General features: G+C 56.6%; 15 protein-coding genes and 3 tRNA genes. 2 read left to right on the top strand and 16 right to left on the bottom strand.

The window, feature by feature from the left end:
• Positions 1-29: 29 nt before the first annotated feature.
• The 3 genes from A8710_RS06335 to A8710_RS06325 form a co-directional block, all read right to left on the bottom strand.
• Positions 30-104, bottom strand: a tRNA-Glu gene (locus A8710_RS06335).
• 5 nt (positions 105-109) lie between these two features.
• Positions 110-185 (bottom strand) — tRNA-Ala (locus tag A8710_RS06330).
• 132 nt (positions 186-317) lie between these two features.
• The gene (locus tag A8710_RS06325) at positions 318-803 is read right to left on the bottom strand and encodes an Lrp/AsnC family transcriptional regulator (protein WP_068858764.1); all 486 of its coding nucleotides are present in this window, start codon (positions 801-803) and stop codon (positions 318-320) included.
• A 143-nt stretch (positions 804-946) separates the two neighbouring features.
• Between A8710_RS06325 and A8710_RS06320 the strand changes: the two genes are divergently transcribed.
• The gene (locus A8710_RS06320; protein WP_068858762.1) at positions 947-2,602 is read left to right on the top strand and encodes a 2-isopropylmalate synthase; all 1,656 of its coding nucleotides are present in this window, start codon (positions 947-949) and stop codon (positions 2,600-2,602) included.
• Here A8710_RS06320 and gltX read toward each other — a convergent pair whose 3' ends face one another.
• The 4 genes from gltX to A8710_RS06300 form a co-directional block, all read right to left on the bottom strand.
• Positions 2,603-4,129 carry a glutamate--tRNA ligase gene (gene gltX, locus A8710_RS06315; RefSeq protein ID WP_068858761.1) on the bottom strand — a complete coding sequence of 509 codons (1,527 nt, stop codon included), beginning with the start codon at positions 4,127-4,129 and terminating at the stop codon, positions 2,603-2,605.
• A gap of 63 nt (positions 4,130-4,192) precedes the next feature.
• Positions 4,193-4,483, bottom strand: a complete 291-nt coding sequence (locus tag A8710_RS06310; protein WP_198341677.1) for an addiction module antidote protein — start codon at positions 4,481-4,483, stop codon at positions 4,193-4,195.
• Positions 4,473-4,778, bottom strand: coding sequence for a type II toxin-antitoxin system RelE/ParE family toxin (locus A8710_RS06305; protein ID WP_068858757.1), 306 nt, complete (start codon positions 4,776-4,778; stop codon positions 4,473-4,475). The genes A8710_RS06310 and A8710_RS06305 overlap by 11 nt, the downstream gene beginning before the upstream one ends.
• A gap of 108 nt (positions 4,779-4,886) precedes the next feature.
• Positions 4,887-7,886 carry a parallel beta-helix domain-containing protein gene (locus tag A8710_RS06300; protein WP_068858755.1) on the bottom strand — a complete coding sequence of 1,000 codons (3,000 nt, stop codon included), beginning with the start codon at positions 7,884-7,886 and terminating at the stop codon, positions 4,887-4,889.
• 159 nt (positions 7,887-8,045) lie between these two features.
• Between A8710_RS06300 and A8710_RS06295 the strand changes: the two genes are divergently transcribed.
• The gene (locus A8710_RS06295) at positions 8,046-8,546 is read left to right on the top strand and encodes a glycine zipper domain-containing protein (RefSeq protein ID WP_068858753.1); all 501 of its coding nucleotides are present in this window, start codon (positions 8,046-8,048) and stop codon (positions 8,544-8,546) included.
• 55 nt (positions 8,547-8,601) lie between these two features.
• Here A8710_RS06295 and A8710_RS06290 read toward each other — a convergent pair whose 3' ends face one another.
• From A8710_RS06290 to accD, 9 genes are all read right to left on the bottom strand, one after another.
• Positions 8,602-8,961: a VanZ family protein gene (locus A8710_RS06290; protein ID WP_157686324.1), complete on the bottom strand. Its 360-nt coding sequence runs from the start codon at positions 8,959-8,961 to the stop codon at positions 8,602-8,604.
• Positions 8,962-9,014: 53 nt separating this feature from the next.
• Positions 9,015-9,091: transfer RNA gene (locus A8710_RS06285), tRNA-Val, on the bottom strand.
• A gap of 126 nt (positions 9,092-9,217) precedes the next feature.
• On the bottom strand, positions 9,218-10,159 hold the full coding sequence (locus tag A8710_RS06280) for a lysophospholipid acyltransferase family protein (protein WP_068858751.1): 942 nt from the start codon (positions 10,157-10,159) through the stop codon (positions 9,218-9,220).
• Complete coding sequence (locus A8710_RS06275; protein WP_068858749.1) at positions 10,156-11,367, bottom strand: O-succinylhomoserine sulfhydrylase; 1,212 nt, start codon at positions 11,365-11,367, stop codon at positions 10,156-10,158. The genes A8710_RS06280 and A8710_RS06275 overlap by 4 nt, the downstream gene beginning before the upstream one ends.
• A gap of 24 nt (positions 11,368-11,391) precedes the next feature.
• Entirely contained in the window at positions 11,392-12,897 is a 1,506-nt protein-coding gene (purF, locus tag A8710_RS06270) for an amidophosphoribosyltransferase (protein WP_068858747.1), read from the bottom strand.
• A 9-nt stretch (positions 12,898-12,906) separates the two neighbouring features.
• On the bottom strand, positions 12,907-13,425 hold the full coding sequence (locus A8710_RS06265) for a CvpA family protein (protein WP_068858745.1): 519 nt from the start codon (positions 13,423-13,425) through the stop codon (positions 12,907-12,909).
• Positions 13,426-13,493: 68 nt separating this feature from the next.
• Positions 13,494-14,378, bottom strand: coding sequence for an SPOR domain-containing protein (locus tag A8710_RS06260; protein WP_068858743.1), 885 nt, complete (start codon positions 14,376-14,378; stop codon positions 13,494-13,496).
• Between the two features lie 3 nt (positions 14,379-14,381).
• Positions 14,382-15,647 (bottom strand): bifunctional tetrahydrofolate synthase/dihydrofolate synthase, encoded by a 1,266-nt coding sequence (gene folC / locus A8710_RS06255; protein ID WP_068858741.1) that lies wholly within the window; start codon positions 15,645-15,647, stop codon positions 14,382-14,384.
• Positions 15,644-16,510 carry an acetyl-CoA carboxylase, carboxyltransferase subunit beta gene (accD, locus tag A8710_RS06250; RefSeq protein ID WP_068858739.1) on the bottom strand — a complete coding sequence of 289 codons (867 nt, stop codon included), beginning with the start codon at positions 16,508-16,510 and terminating at the stop codon, positions 15,644-15,646. Before accD ends, folC begins: the two co-directional genes overlap by 4 nt.
• Position 16,511 lies beyond the last annotated feature (1 nt).

Raw genomic sequence — 16,511 nt, 5'->3', positions numbered from 1 at the left:
CCAGTCATTGCTGACTGGGCTTTGCTATATGGTGACCCCACCGGGAATCGAACCCGGGTTACCGCCGTGAAAGGGCGATGTCCTAACCGCTAGACGATGGGGCCAAACGTGGTGGAGCTTAGCGGGATCGAACCGCTGACCTCTACAATGCCATTGTAGCGCTCTCCCAGCTGAGCTAAAGCCCCACGTTACAGAACGACATCTGGGTGTGTCGTCGTTCAGTGGCGCGAATCTTAGGGATGCCGAGTAAGGCTGTCAACACGCTTGTCAGAAAAAGATGCTCGTCTGCGCAAGGAATGTGCAAGTCAGTGGAAAACTCAGAGATAACTCAGCGGTAAGGCCGTGGTATCCACCACTTTTCGCATGACGAAGCTCGAATGCACGCCGCTCACCCCTTCAATGCGTGTGACCTTGTCGAGCAAGAACGCTTGGTAGGCATCCATGTCTGGCACCACGACTTTCAGCAGGTAATCTGCACTCTGACCCGTAATGAGGTAGCACTGTTGCACTTCTTCAAACGCGCGCACCGTAGCCTCGAAGTTTTCGAAGCGCTCGGGCGTGTGGCGATCCATGCTGATTTGAATCAGCACCGTCAGGCCCAAGCCCAGCGACTTGCTATCGAGCAGCGCAGCCCGCCCGCGAATGACCCCGCTCTCTTCGAGTTTTTGCACCCGCCGAGAACAGGGAGATGGCGACAAGCCGACACGATCCGCCAACTCCAAATTAGACAAACTGCCGTCCTGCTGCAAAGCAGCCAAAATCAGCCTATCGTGCCGATCAAATTTCGTAGAAACCCCACTCATCACAATTTATCACCGGTTAAATCAAATAAATTAGCAGCATTCACCAATTAATAGTCTTAATGCCAGATTTTCGCAAGCACATTGCGCAACGGCCGCCCTACACTGCTCACCTATTCAGACCACGCTCAGTCAGGAGCAGCACCATGGCTTACGATTTCCGCAAATACCGCCCCACGCCCGTGGTCGTTCGCCCGCAACGCCGCTGGCCTGACCAGGTCATCACACAAGCCCCGCGCTGGTGCGCCGTGGATCTGCGCGATGGTAATCAGGCCTTGGTCAAGCCCATGACGGTTGAGCAGAAAACGCGTTTGTTCCTGTTGCTGGTGAAGGTTGGCTTCAAAGAAATTGAGGTTGGATTTCCAGCGGCCTCACAGCCCGACTTTGATTTCGTGCGCCAGCTCATCGAGCAGCAGCAAATTCCGGACGACGTCACTATTCAAGTCTTAACGCAGGCGCGTCCGGAATTGATTGCACGCACCTACGCATCGCTGAAAGGCGCCAAACGCGCCATTGTGCATGTCTACAACTCCACATCCCGCACACAGCGCGAGCAGGTGTTCCGTACCGATGTGGCCGGCGTGAAAGCCATTGCCGTTGCGGGCGCCCACTGTGTGGCCGAGCACGCGGCACAACACCCAGAAACCCAATGGACATTTCAGTACTCGCCTGAGAGTTTTACCGGCACCGAACTGCCGGTGGCCGCCGAGGTCGTTAATGCGGTGATTGAGGCGTGGCAGCCACAACACGGGCAAGCCGTGATTATTAATCTGCCGGCTACTGTTGAAGTCAGCACGCCCAATGTCTTTGCCGACAGTGTGGAATGGATGCTGGAGCACATGCTTCATCGCGAGCACGTCACGGTGTCGCTGCACACGCACAATGATCGCGGCTGCGGCGTGGCAGCAGCCGAACTCGGTGTTATGGCCGGTGCTGATCGCGTGGAAGGCACCCTACTTGGCAATGGCGAGCGCACCGGCAACATGGACCTGGTCACCATGGCCATGAACCTGTACAGCCAAGGCGTGGACCCTAAGCTGGATTTCTCCGACATGCGCAGCGTCATCGACACCGTGCAGGCCGTGACCGAAATAGCCACGCATCCGCGCCATGCCTATGCCGGCGAGCTGGTGTTCACAGCCTTTTCCGGCAGCCATCAGGACGCCATCCGCAAATGCCTGAACAACCAGACTGAAGATGTTTCCGCCGAACACCCGTGGGATGTGGCCTACTTACCCATAGACCCGCGTGATTTGGGTCGTCGCTACGAGGAAGTGGTGCGCATTAACTCGCAGTCTGGCAAAGGCGGCGTGCTGCATGTGCTGGAGCAGCAGTTCGGCATCACCCTGCCGCGCTGGTTGCAGATCGCGTTTTCGCGTGTGGTGCAGGAGGATGCGGAGCGTGGTGGCGGCGAAGTCGATGCCAGCCGCATCCATGCCCTATTCCAGCAGCACTATGTGGCCACCCCCGAAGGCTGGCGCTTAAATGGCTACACCTTGGATCGAGCCGACGACATCGTGACGGCCAGTATTACACTGAGCCAAGGCACGGTTCTTCAAGGCCAAGGCAGTGGCGTGGTGGGCGCGCTCATTGCTGCCATTAGCCTGAAAACCGGCTTAGTGCTGGAGGTGGAAGGTTTTGATGAGTTTTCGCTGGGCAATAACACCGGCGCCAATGCCATGGCCTGCGTGCGAATCCGTCAAGGCGAGCAGATTGGCGAGGCCGTGGCGCTCGCCGAAGACACCACCGCCGCCGCCCTGCAAGCCGTGTTATCGGCTGCCGGGCGGGCGCTCAGCGCCTGATCACGCGTCAGGCTGCTGAGCCACTAACGACTCGCCGCGACGGAATGCGGCGAGCTGCTTTTCCAGCACCTTAGTTTCGTTCTTCGATACGCCACCCAGTACCGCAATGGCTTCGCGCAAGCGTGCACGTGTCATGTCCGGCCCCATAATAGCCATGGCTTCCATGACCGGCGGTGCCGATGGCGTACCCGCCATGCTGACAAAGAACGGCGCCATAAAGTCGCGAAGTTTAATGCCCAGCGCACCGCTCAGGCGTTGCAGCAACTCGCTGATGTGCGCGTGCTCCCAGTGCCGCAACGCTTCCAGCTCCCACAGGGCCAGTTGCAACAGGCCCTTGATTTGCTCAGCACTCAGATTTTTATGCGTGAAGCTTTCCGGCGTTAGCACAACCTTTCCGGCAAAGAAGAAGCCGGCCTTGTCCACCGCTTCCGACAAGGTGCTAACACGGGTCTGAATCTGGCTGGCCACGCGTGCCAGGAACTCGGGCGATGCCCAGCGCTGAAACGCCGCCACAAACTGATCCAACGGCAAGCTTTTTAGCCACTGGCCATTGAGCCAGGCAAGCTTCTCCACATCAAAGATGGGGCCGCCCAACGACACACGCTGCACATCGAAATGCGCGATCATCTCAGCCAAGGTGAATTGCTCGCGCTCATCCGGCATGGACCAGCCCATGCGGCCCAGGTAATTCAGCAGCGCTTCTGGCAAATAGCCCATGCGCTCGTAATAGGTGATCGAGGTCGGATTCTTGCGCTTGCTCAGCTTGGACTTGTCCGGGTTGCGCAGCAGCGGCATGTGGCAGAGCTGCGGCATATCCCAGCCGAAGTATTCATAGAGCAGCTTGTGCTTGGGCGCCGAGCTGATCCACTCCTCGCCGCGCAGCACATGGGTGATTTCCATGAGATGGTCATCCACCACATTAGCGAGATGGTAGGTCGGCAGACCGTCGGCCTTCATCAGTACCTGCATGTCGACTTCCTTCCAGTCGATCGCGATGGTGCCGCGCAACAGGTCATTGACCTCGCACACGCCCTCACGTGGGACTTTCATACGAATCACATGGGGCTCACCCGCCGCGACTCGGGCCGCTACCTCTGCGACGGGCAAGTTGGCGCAGTGGCCGTCATAGCCCAGCGCACCTTTGGCGGCAGTCTGCTCGGCACGCAGCGCATCCAGACGCTCGCTGGTGCAGAAGCAACGGAAGGCATGACCCTTGTCCAGTAGGATGGCGGCATGCTTCTTATAAATCTCGCTGCGTTCACTCTGCCGATACGGCGCGTGGGGGCCACCGATATCCGGACCCTCATCCCAATTCAAACCCAACCACTTCAGCGACGACAGAATCTGTTGCTCCGATTCCGGCGTGGAGCGCTGCTGATCGGTATCTTCAATACGCAAAATGAACTGCCCGCCGTGCTGCCGCGCAAAGCAGACGTTAAACAGCGCCACATACGCGGTGCCCACATGCGGGTCGCCCGTTGGCGACGGAGCAACACGGGTACGAACAGGTTTGGTCAGGGCAGTCATGGGCTGGGCTTCACTGAAAAATCACGAGGCGCGCAGTATAACTGCTTCACTCATAAACCTGACTCAAACGGTCCCCGTTTTTGTAGACAGCGTTAAGCCTAACGCCTTAATTACCGCCAATGTCGACTTTAATGTTGGATTGCCAGTAGCACTAAAAGAACGATAAAGCTGCTCACGTGACAGCCCAGTTTCACCGGCAATTTTTGACATGCCTTTTGCTCGGCTCACCACACCCAATGCATGGGCTATGTAACTCACGTCGCCCGTTTTGAATGCCTCAGACATAAACACTGCCATGCCCTGCTCAGAGATTAAATCTTCTGCCGGATCATAGTTCATCATTTTAGGCATGATCTTTTCTCCATTTTTCTGCAAGTTCATAAGCCTTTTTAATATCACTCGTTTGGCTTCCCTTATCACCACCGGTCAGCAACACAACAACACAACGGCCCTGCCTAATAAAGTAAACCCGGAAGCCTGAACCATAGTGAATTCGTAGCTCACTAACGCCGTTGCCTATAAGCACTGTATCGCCGCTGTGGCCAAAGGCTAAGCGATCCAGTCGTGAAGCGATGAGTGCTCTTATGACCGGATCTTTTAGTGTTTCACGCCATTTTTTAAATGCGGCTGTTTGTATGATGTCCTGCATTATAAACCATCCGTAGTTTATAAATTACATTATAGACATAAAACTATGTTTTCGCGCATAAAAAAACCGCGCACTGCATCCACTGCAGTGCGCGGTTTTTAGGCAAGCTTAGTGCGAAACGCGCTTCGGCAGGGACTGCTCACGGCGTTGATCCGCCGAGTTCATGCGTGGCGAGCCCGCAAAACCGCTCAGAATTGTTGTGAGCTGGTCGGGTGATAACCCGCCGCTGCCCAATTTCTGCAGCTGGTTAATGACCTGCAACAACTCACCCGGCAGCAGCTCGGTGACCAGTAACGGTAGCTGGCTGTCGTTACAGCTCTCTTCGTTCTGAACCAAGTTGTCGTCTAGGTTGTTCACCGCCGGCAATTGGTTCTGCACCCAGTCATTGACCAAGGCAGACGCCTCACCGTGCACCACCGTGCGGGCAATGGACGGCATACGAATACCGGCTTCGGCCGAGCCTACGCGGAATGGCAGGATGGACGATGCCGCCTGGCCCAACACGATGTCGTGCTTAAAGCCACCGGAGCCACGCCCTGCAGCCACCGGCTTTTTGCAGATGCCATAACGCTTATCGACGGTCCGGTAGCTATCCAAGAACAGGCCGGAGTTAGAGCCGCCGCCATTGGGGTTATGGCAGTGCATGCAGTTCACTTCAAAATAGGCACGCACACGCTTGTGAACGTCCAACGGTGAGCCCGCAGTTTCGCCGGTGCTACCCGGCAAATCCCAGACCGGCAATTTAGCATCGTGCGTGGCCGGCACTTCATTGAGCCAGCCCTTACCCACCATAAAGGCCAGTTGGTTTTCACCACTCAGGTCTTTGTTGATGCCACGATCCAAGTTGCGGGCTTTGGGGCCGATCGGCGCCGAACCCGCTTCACGGTCGTCGCCACCGTGGCAGCTAATGCAGTTCAGTGCCGCCGGAATGGTGTACTGCGTAGCCGTACCGGTGTAACGCGCACGCGCACCATTTTTCTTAACATTCGGGTTGGGATCGAGGTAGTCCCACGACACCGAAGCCGAACCACCGGCCAGGCTGAGCACCGCCTTGGTGTTGTTACCACTGGCATCCTTCTGCCAGATATACGGCAAGCCCACCCAGTTATCGCCCGCCGTGGTTTTACGCTTAATCAGCAAACGCGTTTCCACCACATTCTCACTGAGCAACTTGCCAGCAGAATCTTCCTTACGGAATGTGAAGGTCTTGGAAATCACCGTGCCTACGGGGAAGAACAAGGTCTCGGTAACGCCTTGGCGACTGTCCTGGTATTTGGCTTGCTGCGCCGTAGCACTCCCCGCTGCCGTCGGCGGCAAGAAAATCACGCGGTACTTGCTGGCGTAATCGGTAAACAGCGTGGTGTTCAGCTCATAAGGCATCACTCCGTCTTTGCCATTACCCGCCGAGAGCGGATTTTTAGGGTCCGAGAACAAACCATACTGGCTCAACTCAGGGCAGTTGTAGGTGGCCAGCGCCGCCCAGTTCACTTCACCCGGTTTCACGGCAGCACAGGCCTTCTGCACTTCGGCATCGGACGGACGCGCGGCTTCTTTGGCCGCTTTGTAAGGCAACTCCAGCACCGGCACCGCACGCGTTGGCAAATCGCAATTATGCGGCGCTAAATCGGTCGAGCCAGGGGTAATGAGCTGCTGCGCCAATTCCGGCCCCAAGTCCGTGCGGTTGAGTTTGGCATTCAGGAACGGCGTGTTCAGCGGGTTACCGTCATGCTTGTTATTCGAGATGCACAGACCATTTTCTGGCTTTTTCAGCTTGCCTTGGGCATTGAACTTCCACGCATTGTATTTGCAAGTAGGTTCTTTATCGGAGCGATCCCAGTTCGGACGGCCACGCTCATCCACACGCGCCTCGTTGCGACCCTTTTCATTGGGGTTTGGCTGATTCAATGGAATGCCGTCTTTATCTTTCGGGTACTCGGTACAGCCGTTGGGCGTGTCTTCACCACCATCCCAAACAATGTCCGCACCGCGCCCGAAATTTTTCACCCGCAGCAAGAGCGGCAGCGCTGAAGCCACGCCACGATCCGCGCTAGGCAATTGCGGGTTACTCCCGTTATTACGGAAGGTGTTGTTGCGAATTTCCACGCCTTCGGGGTAGAAATCGTAGCGCAGATCCGGATACTTGTTGTCCACCAAACCAAAATTGACCACGGCGATGCCAATAGTGTCGTTGTCGTAAATTTCGTTGCCGTAAATTTCGAGCTGGTCTGAGGCCAAAATGAGCATGCCGGTACCGCGCGGTGTCAGGCCCACAATGTTGCCAATCGGCGCAAAATTTTCGGTGTTATTGCCGTAACTTTTGTTATTTCGCACGATGTTCTTTTCGCCGTACTGACGCAGGTCGGGCAAATCAAAAATCAGAAAGCCACCCGTGTTTTTCGTGGCCACGTTGTTTTCGAAAATCGCCCGGTAGGTGTTCTCAAACTCATAGCCCGCCACATTGTAGGTGGCCAAGCAATTACGCACGATGATGTCGTTGGACTGGCCCACATACACACCCGCATCGGACGCACCGTGAGCTTCACAGTTCTCCATCAGAATATGGCGCGTCTCCACAGGATACAGCGCATACGCGCCCACATCCGAACGCGGGGTATAGCCGGGGTCTGTTTCATCGCGGCCTGCCAGATCGTGCCAGCGCGCACGCACACCCCGCATGGTGATGAAGTTCGAGCGGAAAATACGAATCCCGTTGCCCGGCGTGTCCTCTACCGTGAAGTCTTGCAGAGTCAGGCCGTCGGAATAGGACGCGTTAATGCCCTCGGCACTATCACTCTTGGCAAAGTTTAGGAAAGTTTTCTTCATGCCCGCGCCCTTCAGGGTCAGGCCCTGCTTGCTGTTAATGAGCAAGCCGGTCGGCATATCAAACTTGCCTTCACAGAGCAGCACGGTATCGCCGGCACTGGCCTCAAAAATGGCCGAGAGAATGTTGTTACGGGCATTGGCGTCAGGCTTGATGCATGCGCCGTCATTCACGCGAGGCGTTGCGCCATTGCCATCGCTGGTGCTAGGGCGTGAGCACGCGGTAAGAGCCAAAGTCGTAGCCAAGGTGACAGCAAGGGCTGCCACGCGAAATACAGGGATGCTCATAAGCAACTTCTCTTTTTTATTTTCACGGTTGATGACAACCGTGCGGTGTTACGAAAGTACTACAAACACCATTTATCGGGAAACGCAATTTTGTAAAAACGTCAACCGAAGCAGAGACTCAGACATTAATACGGTGGACCCAAACGAAGGAGCTTCACCATGTGGAAACCCGTTGCTAGTGCACTGATGGTCGTTGCACTGACTCAACCCGTTTACGCGGGCTCATCGGACGCCGTCGTCGGAGCCGTCATTGGTGCCGGATTTGGAGCTGTCATTGGTCACAGCCTGGACGGTCGCCAAGGCGCACTCGTCGGCAGCGCCATCGGTGCCGTGGCCGGTACTGCGTTGGCAAACAACCGCCAGCCAACGCATCAGTCGCACGGCTATACACAGCCTGTTTACGCACAGCCTGTCTATGCCCAGCCCACTTATCCGCCCGTGCGCTATCGGCCAGTCCATAACCAGCCTGTGTATGCACAACCCATTTATGTGCACCCGGCCTACACTCAACCAGTGCAGGTGGTGTATCGCGAAAATGATTACCGCCCGCGCCACTGGCGCCAAGAGCGCCGTGAGTGGCGGGAGTCTCGCCGAGACTATAAGCCTGGGTATCAGCACGGGTATCGTGAAGGACGCCGTGATGAGAGTCGCTGGGACTAAACCATTAACCCTAAAACGCTAAAACCTGCCGAGGCGGGTTTTAGCGAAACCATTTTCAGCGCGGTATTCGAGCTCGCCAGCGCAAAAGAACCCACCCCAAGCCAATGCCCACGGCATCTGCCAACACATCCAACCCCTCGGCACTTCGCCAAGGGGTCATGGCCTGTGTGAGTTCTGTCAGTAGCGCCACCACGAGCAGTATCCACACCACCCGGCCCTGCCGCCAAAGCCAAAACGCCGAGACTGTGAGCCAGAAAAATAGGGCGGCATGAATCAGTTTGTCGGAGTAGCTAAACGCCAGCGGCTCAGGCACCGCCACCGGCACCAACAGGAGCAGCCAAATGGCCAGCACATGGGAAAGCCAGAGGACTTTAAGCCACATGCTCTTTTTGCCATTCACTTTTGAACTCGCCATTTGAACAATCCAAAAAAAACCCGCAGCGCCGAAGCGATGCGGGTTCCGTAATTTGGTAGGCACTAGCAGACTCGAACTGCTGACCCCCACCATGTCAAGGTGGTGCTCTAACCAACTGAGCTAAGCGCCTAAGTCGCTTCAGTACATCCTGAAGAGGCGCGCATGATACTCAAGCTGTACGTGACTGACAACCACTCGCCCGCCTGATTGCTTAAAAAGCCAACAAGGCTATTGGTCTGAGATCAATCGCCTGCTTTTAATCGCCAGAGGTGAGGTAATCCGCCTGATAGGTCAGGCCAACGCCGCGATAGGGATCTGGCATGTGCTCGCTGCGCTTGAAACGTTTGTAGCTCCACTGGTATTGCTCGGGTGCAATATTGATAAAGCGCTCCATGGCGCGATTCATGGCCGTGGTCGCTCGCAGGGCGTCTTCGTGATTGATATCGGGGTCGCCTGCGTGGAAATACAAATCGAAACCCTGGCCATCGGCGCGACGCATACAACCCATAACGATGACACGACATTGTGTTTTCGCCGCGAGCTTGGGCACCATCACGCCCGTCCACGTGGAGAGCCCAAAGAACGGCGCAAATATGCCACCATTCTGGCCTGGAATGTGGTCGGGCAAAATGGCCGTGAAACCGCCTTTGCGCAAGCCTTTAAACACAGCGCGTACGCCGCTGTCATCAGTAGGCACCACGGTGGCGTGCAAACGACCACGCGACTCCGCCACTAAGGCATCCACGCCGGGCTGCTTGCCCGGCTTATACATAATGATGGGGGCGGTGTACTGATTGATCCACGCGTTCATGAACTCCCACGTGCCCCAATGCGGAACAATAGCGATTACTCCCTGCCCCGCCGCTAATGCCTCGTGGAAGATTTCTTCGCCGTGGGTATCGCGGATTTGCGATACGCTATAGCTTGGCGGCATGCCCCAAGTCTTGGCAAACTCAAAGGCGGTCATAGCGGTACTCCGCAATGAGGCCTTAACCATGGTTTGATGCCAGGCATCCGATTGCTGCGGATAGCACAGCTGCAAGTTACGCAGCACGGTTTGATAAATACCGGAACGGGGAAAGCAAGCCACGATGCCGCCCAAAAAGGCGCCAATGCGCTGCAATAGCGGCAACGGCAAACGCGCAAAGAAGCGGAGTAGCGCCAGCGAGAGGCGATCTTTGAACGCTAGCGGCTTCATGATTGCGCCAGTAAGCCGCGCTGACAGTCCGCGATCAGGTCGTCGATATCTTCTAAGCCCACAGCAATACGAATTAGGCCTTCACTGATGCGAGCCGCCGCTTTCGCTTCCGGGCTTAAACGGCCATGCGTGGTGGAGCCGGGATGCGTAATGGTGGTGCGGGTATCGCCCAAGTTAGCGGTAATGGACATGACCTGGGTGGCATCGATAAATCGCCATGCGGCCTCACGCCCACCCGCCAATTCAAACGACAGCACGCCACCAAAGCCACGCTGCTGGCGCTTAGCCAATTCATGCTGAGGATGTGACGCTAAACCGGGGTAATGCACGGCGGCAATGCCCGGCTGCGCTTGCAGCCATTGCGCTAGTTTCAACGCCTGCGCTGAGTGAGCCTCCATACGCAAACGCAAGGTCTCCAGGCCCTTCAGAAACACCCACGCATTGAACGGGCTGAGTGACGGGCCGCAGGTGCGCACCACGCCGTAAATGTCTTCCATGAGCTTGTGCGGCCCCACCACCGCGCCACCCAAACAACGACCTTGGCCATCAAGGTATTTGGTGGCGGAGTGAATAACTAAGTCAGCGCCCAAGGCCAGCGGCTTTTGCAGCGCCGGCGTACAAAAGCAATTATCGACCGCGAGCAAGATGCCGTGCTCATGCGCGATCTGGCTTAAGGCCGAAATATCCACGAGCTCGCCCAAGGGGTTGCTGGGCGTTTCCACAAAGAACAGCTTGGTCGCCGGCGTAATGGCGGCGCGCCAGCTGTCCAGATCCGCCAACGGCACAAAGCGCGTGGTGATGCCGAACTTGCGAGCGTATTTGTCGAACAAGACATTGGTGGTGCCGAACAGGCTTTGCGACGCGACGATCTCATCGCCGGCTTTCAGCAACCCGAGCACGGTGGCAAGGATGGCGGCCATGCCCGAGCTGGTGGCCACGGCGCGGGCTCCACCCTCCAAGGCTGCCAGTTTTTCTTCAAAGCCGCGCACCGTGGGGTTGGTAAAACGCGAGTAAATATTGCCGGCTTCGGTACCGCCGAATCGCGCCGCCGCTTCGGCGGCACTAGCAAAGACAAACGACGAGGTCAGGTAAATTGACTCGGAGTGCTCACCTTCAGCCGAACGAAAATTACCGGCACGCACCGCCAAGGTATCAAACCCTGCAATATCAAACGGCGCAGGCGTGGTGTTCTCGGGCACATCAGACATCGTTTTCTCCCAAGCCCAACGGGCTTAGCCGTTGGCGAGGTCTACCATGGTGGAGCCGTGACGGCTTTGCTTTTTGGCCGAATCGCTGCGTGACGCCTGTAGCTTATCGAGATAGGCATCATCAATATCGCCTGTCACATATTCGCCGTTAAACACGGAGCAATCAAATTGTTGAATGTCCGGATTGCCTTCGCGCGCGGCTGAGATCAAATCTTCGAGCTTTTGATAAATCAGCGCGTCCGCACCAATCAAATCACAGACCTCTTGATCGGTACGACCGTGCGCGATGAGCTCGTCCTTGGCTGGCATATCAATACCGTAGACATTCGGAAACTTGACCGCAGGCGCTGCCGAGGCGAAATAGACCTTATTCGCGCCCGCATCGCGCGCCATTTGAATGATTTCGCGACAGGTGGTGCCGCGCACAATGGAGTCATCCACCAGTAGTACATTCTTACCAGCAAACTCCAGCTCAATCGGGTTGAGCTTTTGACGCACCGACTTTTTGCGCTGGCCCTGCCCCGGCATGATGAAGGTACGGCCGATGTAGCGGTTCTTCATGAAACCTTCGCGATACTTGACATTGAGTTGGTTTGCCAGCTCCAGAGCCGCCGTGCGGCTGGTGTCTGGAATAGGCATGACCACATCAATGTTCAGATCGGGATAGTCGCGGGTAATGGTATTGGCTAGCTTCTCACCCATGCGCAGTCGCGCTTTGTACACTGAAATATTGTCAATGATGGAGTCGGGGCGTGCGAAATACACGTGCTCGAAAATGCACGGCGAGTACACGGGATTTTCCGCGCACTGGCGCGTGAACAACTCACCCGCTTCGTTAATAAAGACCGCTTCGCCCGGCAACAAATCGCGTACCACGCGAAAGCCCAGCGAGGTTACAGCCACCGATTCCGAGGCCACGATGTACTCTTTGCCGTCTGGCGTATCGCGCTCACCAAAAATAATGGGGCGAATGCCGAAGGGGTCGCGGAAACCCACAATGCCATAGCCAGTAATCATGGCCACCACCGCGTAAGCACCACGACAGCGCTTATGCACGCCACTCACGGCAGCAAAAATGTCATCCACACTGGGGGCGATTTTGCCGTTGGCTTGCAGCTCATGGGCAAAAATATTGAGCAGTACTTCGGAGTCGGAGTCGGTATTAACGTGGCGCAAATCGGTGAGAAAGATGGCCTTGGCCAACTCTTGGGCATTGGTCAAATTACCGTTATGCGCCAGCGTAATGCCGTATGGCGAGTTCACATAGAACGGCTGAGCTTCAGCCGAGCTGGACGAGCCCGCAGTGGGGTAACGAACATGGCCAATACCAAAGTTGCCAGCCAAGCGCAGCATGTGACGGGTATGGAACACGTCGCGCACCATGCCGTTTTCTTTGCGTAAAAATAGGCGACCATGTTCACTGGTAACAATACCGGCAGCATCCTGGCCTCGGTGTTGCAATACCGTCAGGGCGTCATACAACGCCTGATTGACCGGCGTCTTTCCGGCAATGGCAACAATTCCGCACATGGCAACCTCTCAGGGTGACGATTTCGACGTCGGAGACGCCGAAGGGATAGGACGAACCAGCGTTAACGCTTGCTGCTGTAGCGAGCGCGCCAGAGATTCATATTGCAAAAAGGTTTTTGGCAGCAAGGCGTTGCGATACCAGCTGTCATGCTTCACGAAAGGCGCCATGAGCATGAGTGCGATAAGCACCAGCAATCCGCCCCGTAGCGCCCCAAAAATGCCGCCCATAAAGCGATCGATCAAGCTCAAGCCACCACCATGCACCACTTGACGCAGCACGGTGCCAAGTAGGCTAAAGGTCAACAAAGTGCCAAAAAATAGACCGCCATAAGACAACACGAGGCGTATTGAGGGAGTGCTAACAAAACCCGCTAACCAAGCGGCTAAGGGCTCGTTAAAGCTGCGCGCAATGATGATGGCCAGCACCCAGCCCGCTAAGGCAAAGGCTTCGCGCACGAAACCGCGCATAAAGCCAAAAATCAGCGAAAGCGCCAGAACCGATAAGATGACTAAATCTGCAGGATGCATAAGGCTCGCTAACCTGCCCGTATTAGGGACAGTAAGGGGTAGCAATCTGGGCGCGCATCATACCAAACTCACGGGCGATAGGCTTGAATCCAGCCACTCAATTTTAGCTGGGGATCTTCCGCTAAACGCCGCTTAATAGATTCGGCCACTGACTTATCGAGCTCTGGGCCAATAATGACGCGCCAGCTATCGCCCGTACCTGCCGAACTGGCGCGATAACCTTTGGCGCGCAGCTTCTCCACCAAGGCATTGGCTTTCTCGGGCGCATTAAGACGGGCCACCTGCACCACCCAGGCCTGAGGCAAGGCCGGATCCGGATCTGTCGGTGTTTTGGTGGCTTGTGCGACAGCTGCCTTTTTATCGGCTACCGCTTTTTCGGCCGCAAGTTTTTCGGCCTTGGCCTTATCTGCAGCGGTCTTTTCTGCAGCAGCCTTCTTCTCGGCTAAGGCTTTTTTCTCGGCTAGGGCTTTGTCAGCTAGAGCTTTCTTTTCTGCTGCCGTTTTTACCACGGACTGATCATCTAACTTAGCTTGTGCAGCCGCCGCTGCAGCAGCCTCAGCTTTTAACGTTGCGGCCTTCTCGGCAGCAAGATTTGCCGCGAGCTGTTGCTCGGCTAATGCATCCGTGCCGGGCGCAGGACGAGTGGCGGGTTCTTGCAAACGGAATTGCTCTGGCGTGGCCGGTGTGGGCGCTGGCTCTTCCGTGATCGCGGGCTCTACGGGATAAAACGTGGGCTCGCCGTGACTGGCGCTGATCTCTTTCGCCATGTCTTGCGCTTGCTGCTGCAGCGCTGGGGCTAAGTCCTGCGTGGTTGGCGTTGATGGCGCCGAAGGCGGTGTGGGTGGACGCAGCGCTTGAACCCCGGCGCCTTCAAGCAAAACCGGCAGAAACAGAATCGCGGCAGCCAGCAGCACCACGCCACCTAAAATTCGTTGCTTCACTGCGATATCCATGACTCACGCACCTGCTGACAAAACGGCCGCGACCGTTAGAAATGATCCGAAAACAACGATTCTATCGCCTCCTTGAAGTGCTTGGCGAGCTGCGCTGAGCGCCGACTCCACCGTTGTAAATTGCCCGCCAATACAGGGGTTGCTGAGCGCTTGCTGGAGCTGGTCGGCTAATCGCGCTGCCGTTTGGCCTCGCGGGCCCGACAAGTCCGCCAACCACCAACAATCCACCGACTCTGCCGATGCCGCGATCACGCCCGCCACATCCTTATCCTGCAACATAGCGAAGACAGCATGGGTACGCTGGCCCGGCAGGGGTTTCGGCAAATGCTGCCAAAGAAAGCGTGCGCCGTGCGGATTATGCCCGACATCGACCCAGACTTCAGGCAGCCCGGTTAAGCGCTGCAAGCGCCCGGTGACATAGGCGTGAGGCAAGCCCTGCCGAATCGCCGCCTCGCTGATGCGTAGGTCGCTTACTGCTGCCAGTGCGTGCAAAGCGGCTATGGCGGTGGCCGCGTTATCACAGACCACACTAGGTGCAGGCAAGTCGGTGTAAAGCGTATCGCCAGCTTGCCAAGACCATGCGCCGGCCTCGTCGAGGTCTGCGAAATCGTAATGCTGCCCTTTTTGCCACATCGGTGCCGATAGTGACTGTGCCTGCATCAACAACACCGAGTGCGGCTCACGCTCACCCAGGACCACCGGGCATCCTGCACGCATAACACCGGCCTTTTCTTTGGCAATGGCTGCAATGGTATCGCCCAGCCAGTCCTGATGATCGAGATCGACACTGGTGATCACGGCCACGGTGGCATCGACTAAGTTCACGGCATCCAAGCGACCGCCCAAGCCCACTTCCAGCACGACTAAGTCCGGCGCCTGCTGCTGAAACCAGTAGAAGGCCGCCAAGGTGGTGTGTTCAAAATAGGTCAGCGAAATATCGCCCCGCACGGCTTCAACGGCATCTAATGCGGAGACGAGTTCGGCATCACTAATGAGCGTGCCGTTGATGCCGATGCGCTCATTGAAATCGACTAAATGGGGTGAGGTGTAGTGTGCGACGCGCCAACCCGCAGCACGACCCAGGGCCATTAACGTGGCCACCGTTGAGCCTTTGCCGTTCGTGCCGGCCACGGTAATCACGGGCGCTTGAAACTGACGCACATGGAGACGATTCGCCACAAGACCGACACGCTCCAGCCCCATATCAATGGCACTGGGGTGACGGCGCTCTAAGGTGTGTAGCCAGTCGGCCTTAGACTGCGAGCTCACACCGGGAAATGCGTAAACTTGGCCAACAAACGGAACAACGTATCGCGCATTTCATGGCGGTGAATGATGATGTCTACCGTGCCATGCTCTAGCAAAAACTCCGATCGCTGGAAGCCTTCCGGCAGCTTCTGACGCACGGTTTGTTCAATGACACGAGGGCCAGCGAAACCAATCAGCGCATGAGGTTCCGCCGCATTCACATCGCCCAACATGGCCAAACTGGCCGACACACCGCCATAGACCGGGTCGGTGAGCACAGAAATATAGGGCACACCAGCCTGCTTCATACGCTCTAACGCGGCGGAGGTTTTCGCCATTTGCATCAGCGAGAACAAGGCTTCTTGCATGCGCGCGCCACCCGAGGCGGCAAAGCAGATCAGTGGCACACGGTGGATCAAGCAGTACTCAGCGGCGGCCACAAAACGACCACCAACCACCGAGCCCATGGAGCCGCCCATGAAATCGAATTCAAACGCCGCCACCACCACGGGTAAATTATTCAGCGTGCCTTTAATCACCACCAAAGCATCTTTCTCGCCGGTACTGGCTTGCGCTTCAGCAATACGGTCGGCGTAGCGCTTGGAGTCTTTAAAACGCAGGATATCAATCGGTTCAAGATCGGCCGCGAGTTCTTCTTGGCCTTCAGCATCTAGGGTCAGCGCAATGCGCGCACGAGCGCCGATACGTAAATGATGTTGGCAGCGCGGGCAGACGTGCTGATTGCGCTCCACCTCAGCCTCATAGAGCACGGACTCGCACTTAGGACACTTACGCCACAGGCCTTCCGGCACTGAAGCTCGGCGATCTGTCGGGCCTTGTTGCCCCACATTCGGCAGGATACGTTCCAGCCAGTTTGCACTCATG

It is taken from the genome of Perlucidibaca aquatica, from assembly GCF_001676655.1.
GTDB lineage: Bacteria > Pseudomonadota > Gammaproteobacteria > Pseudomonadales > Moraxellaceae > Perlucidibaca > Perlucidibaca aquatica.
Note: the sequence above shows the minus strand (reverse complement) of the source record. Positions and strands in the feature narration are given on the sequence as shown.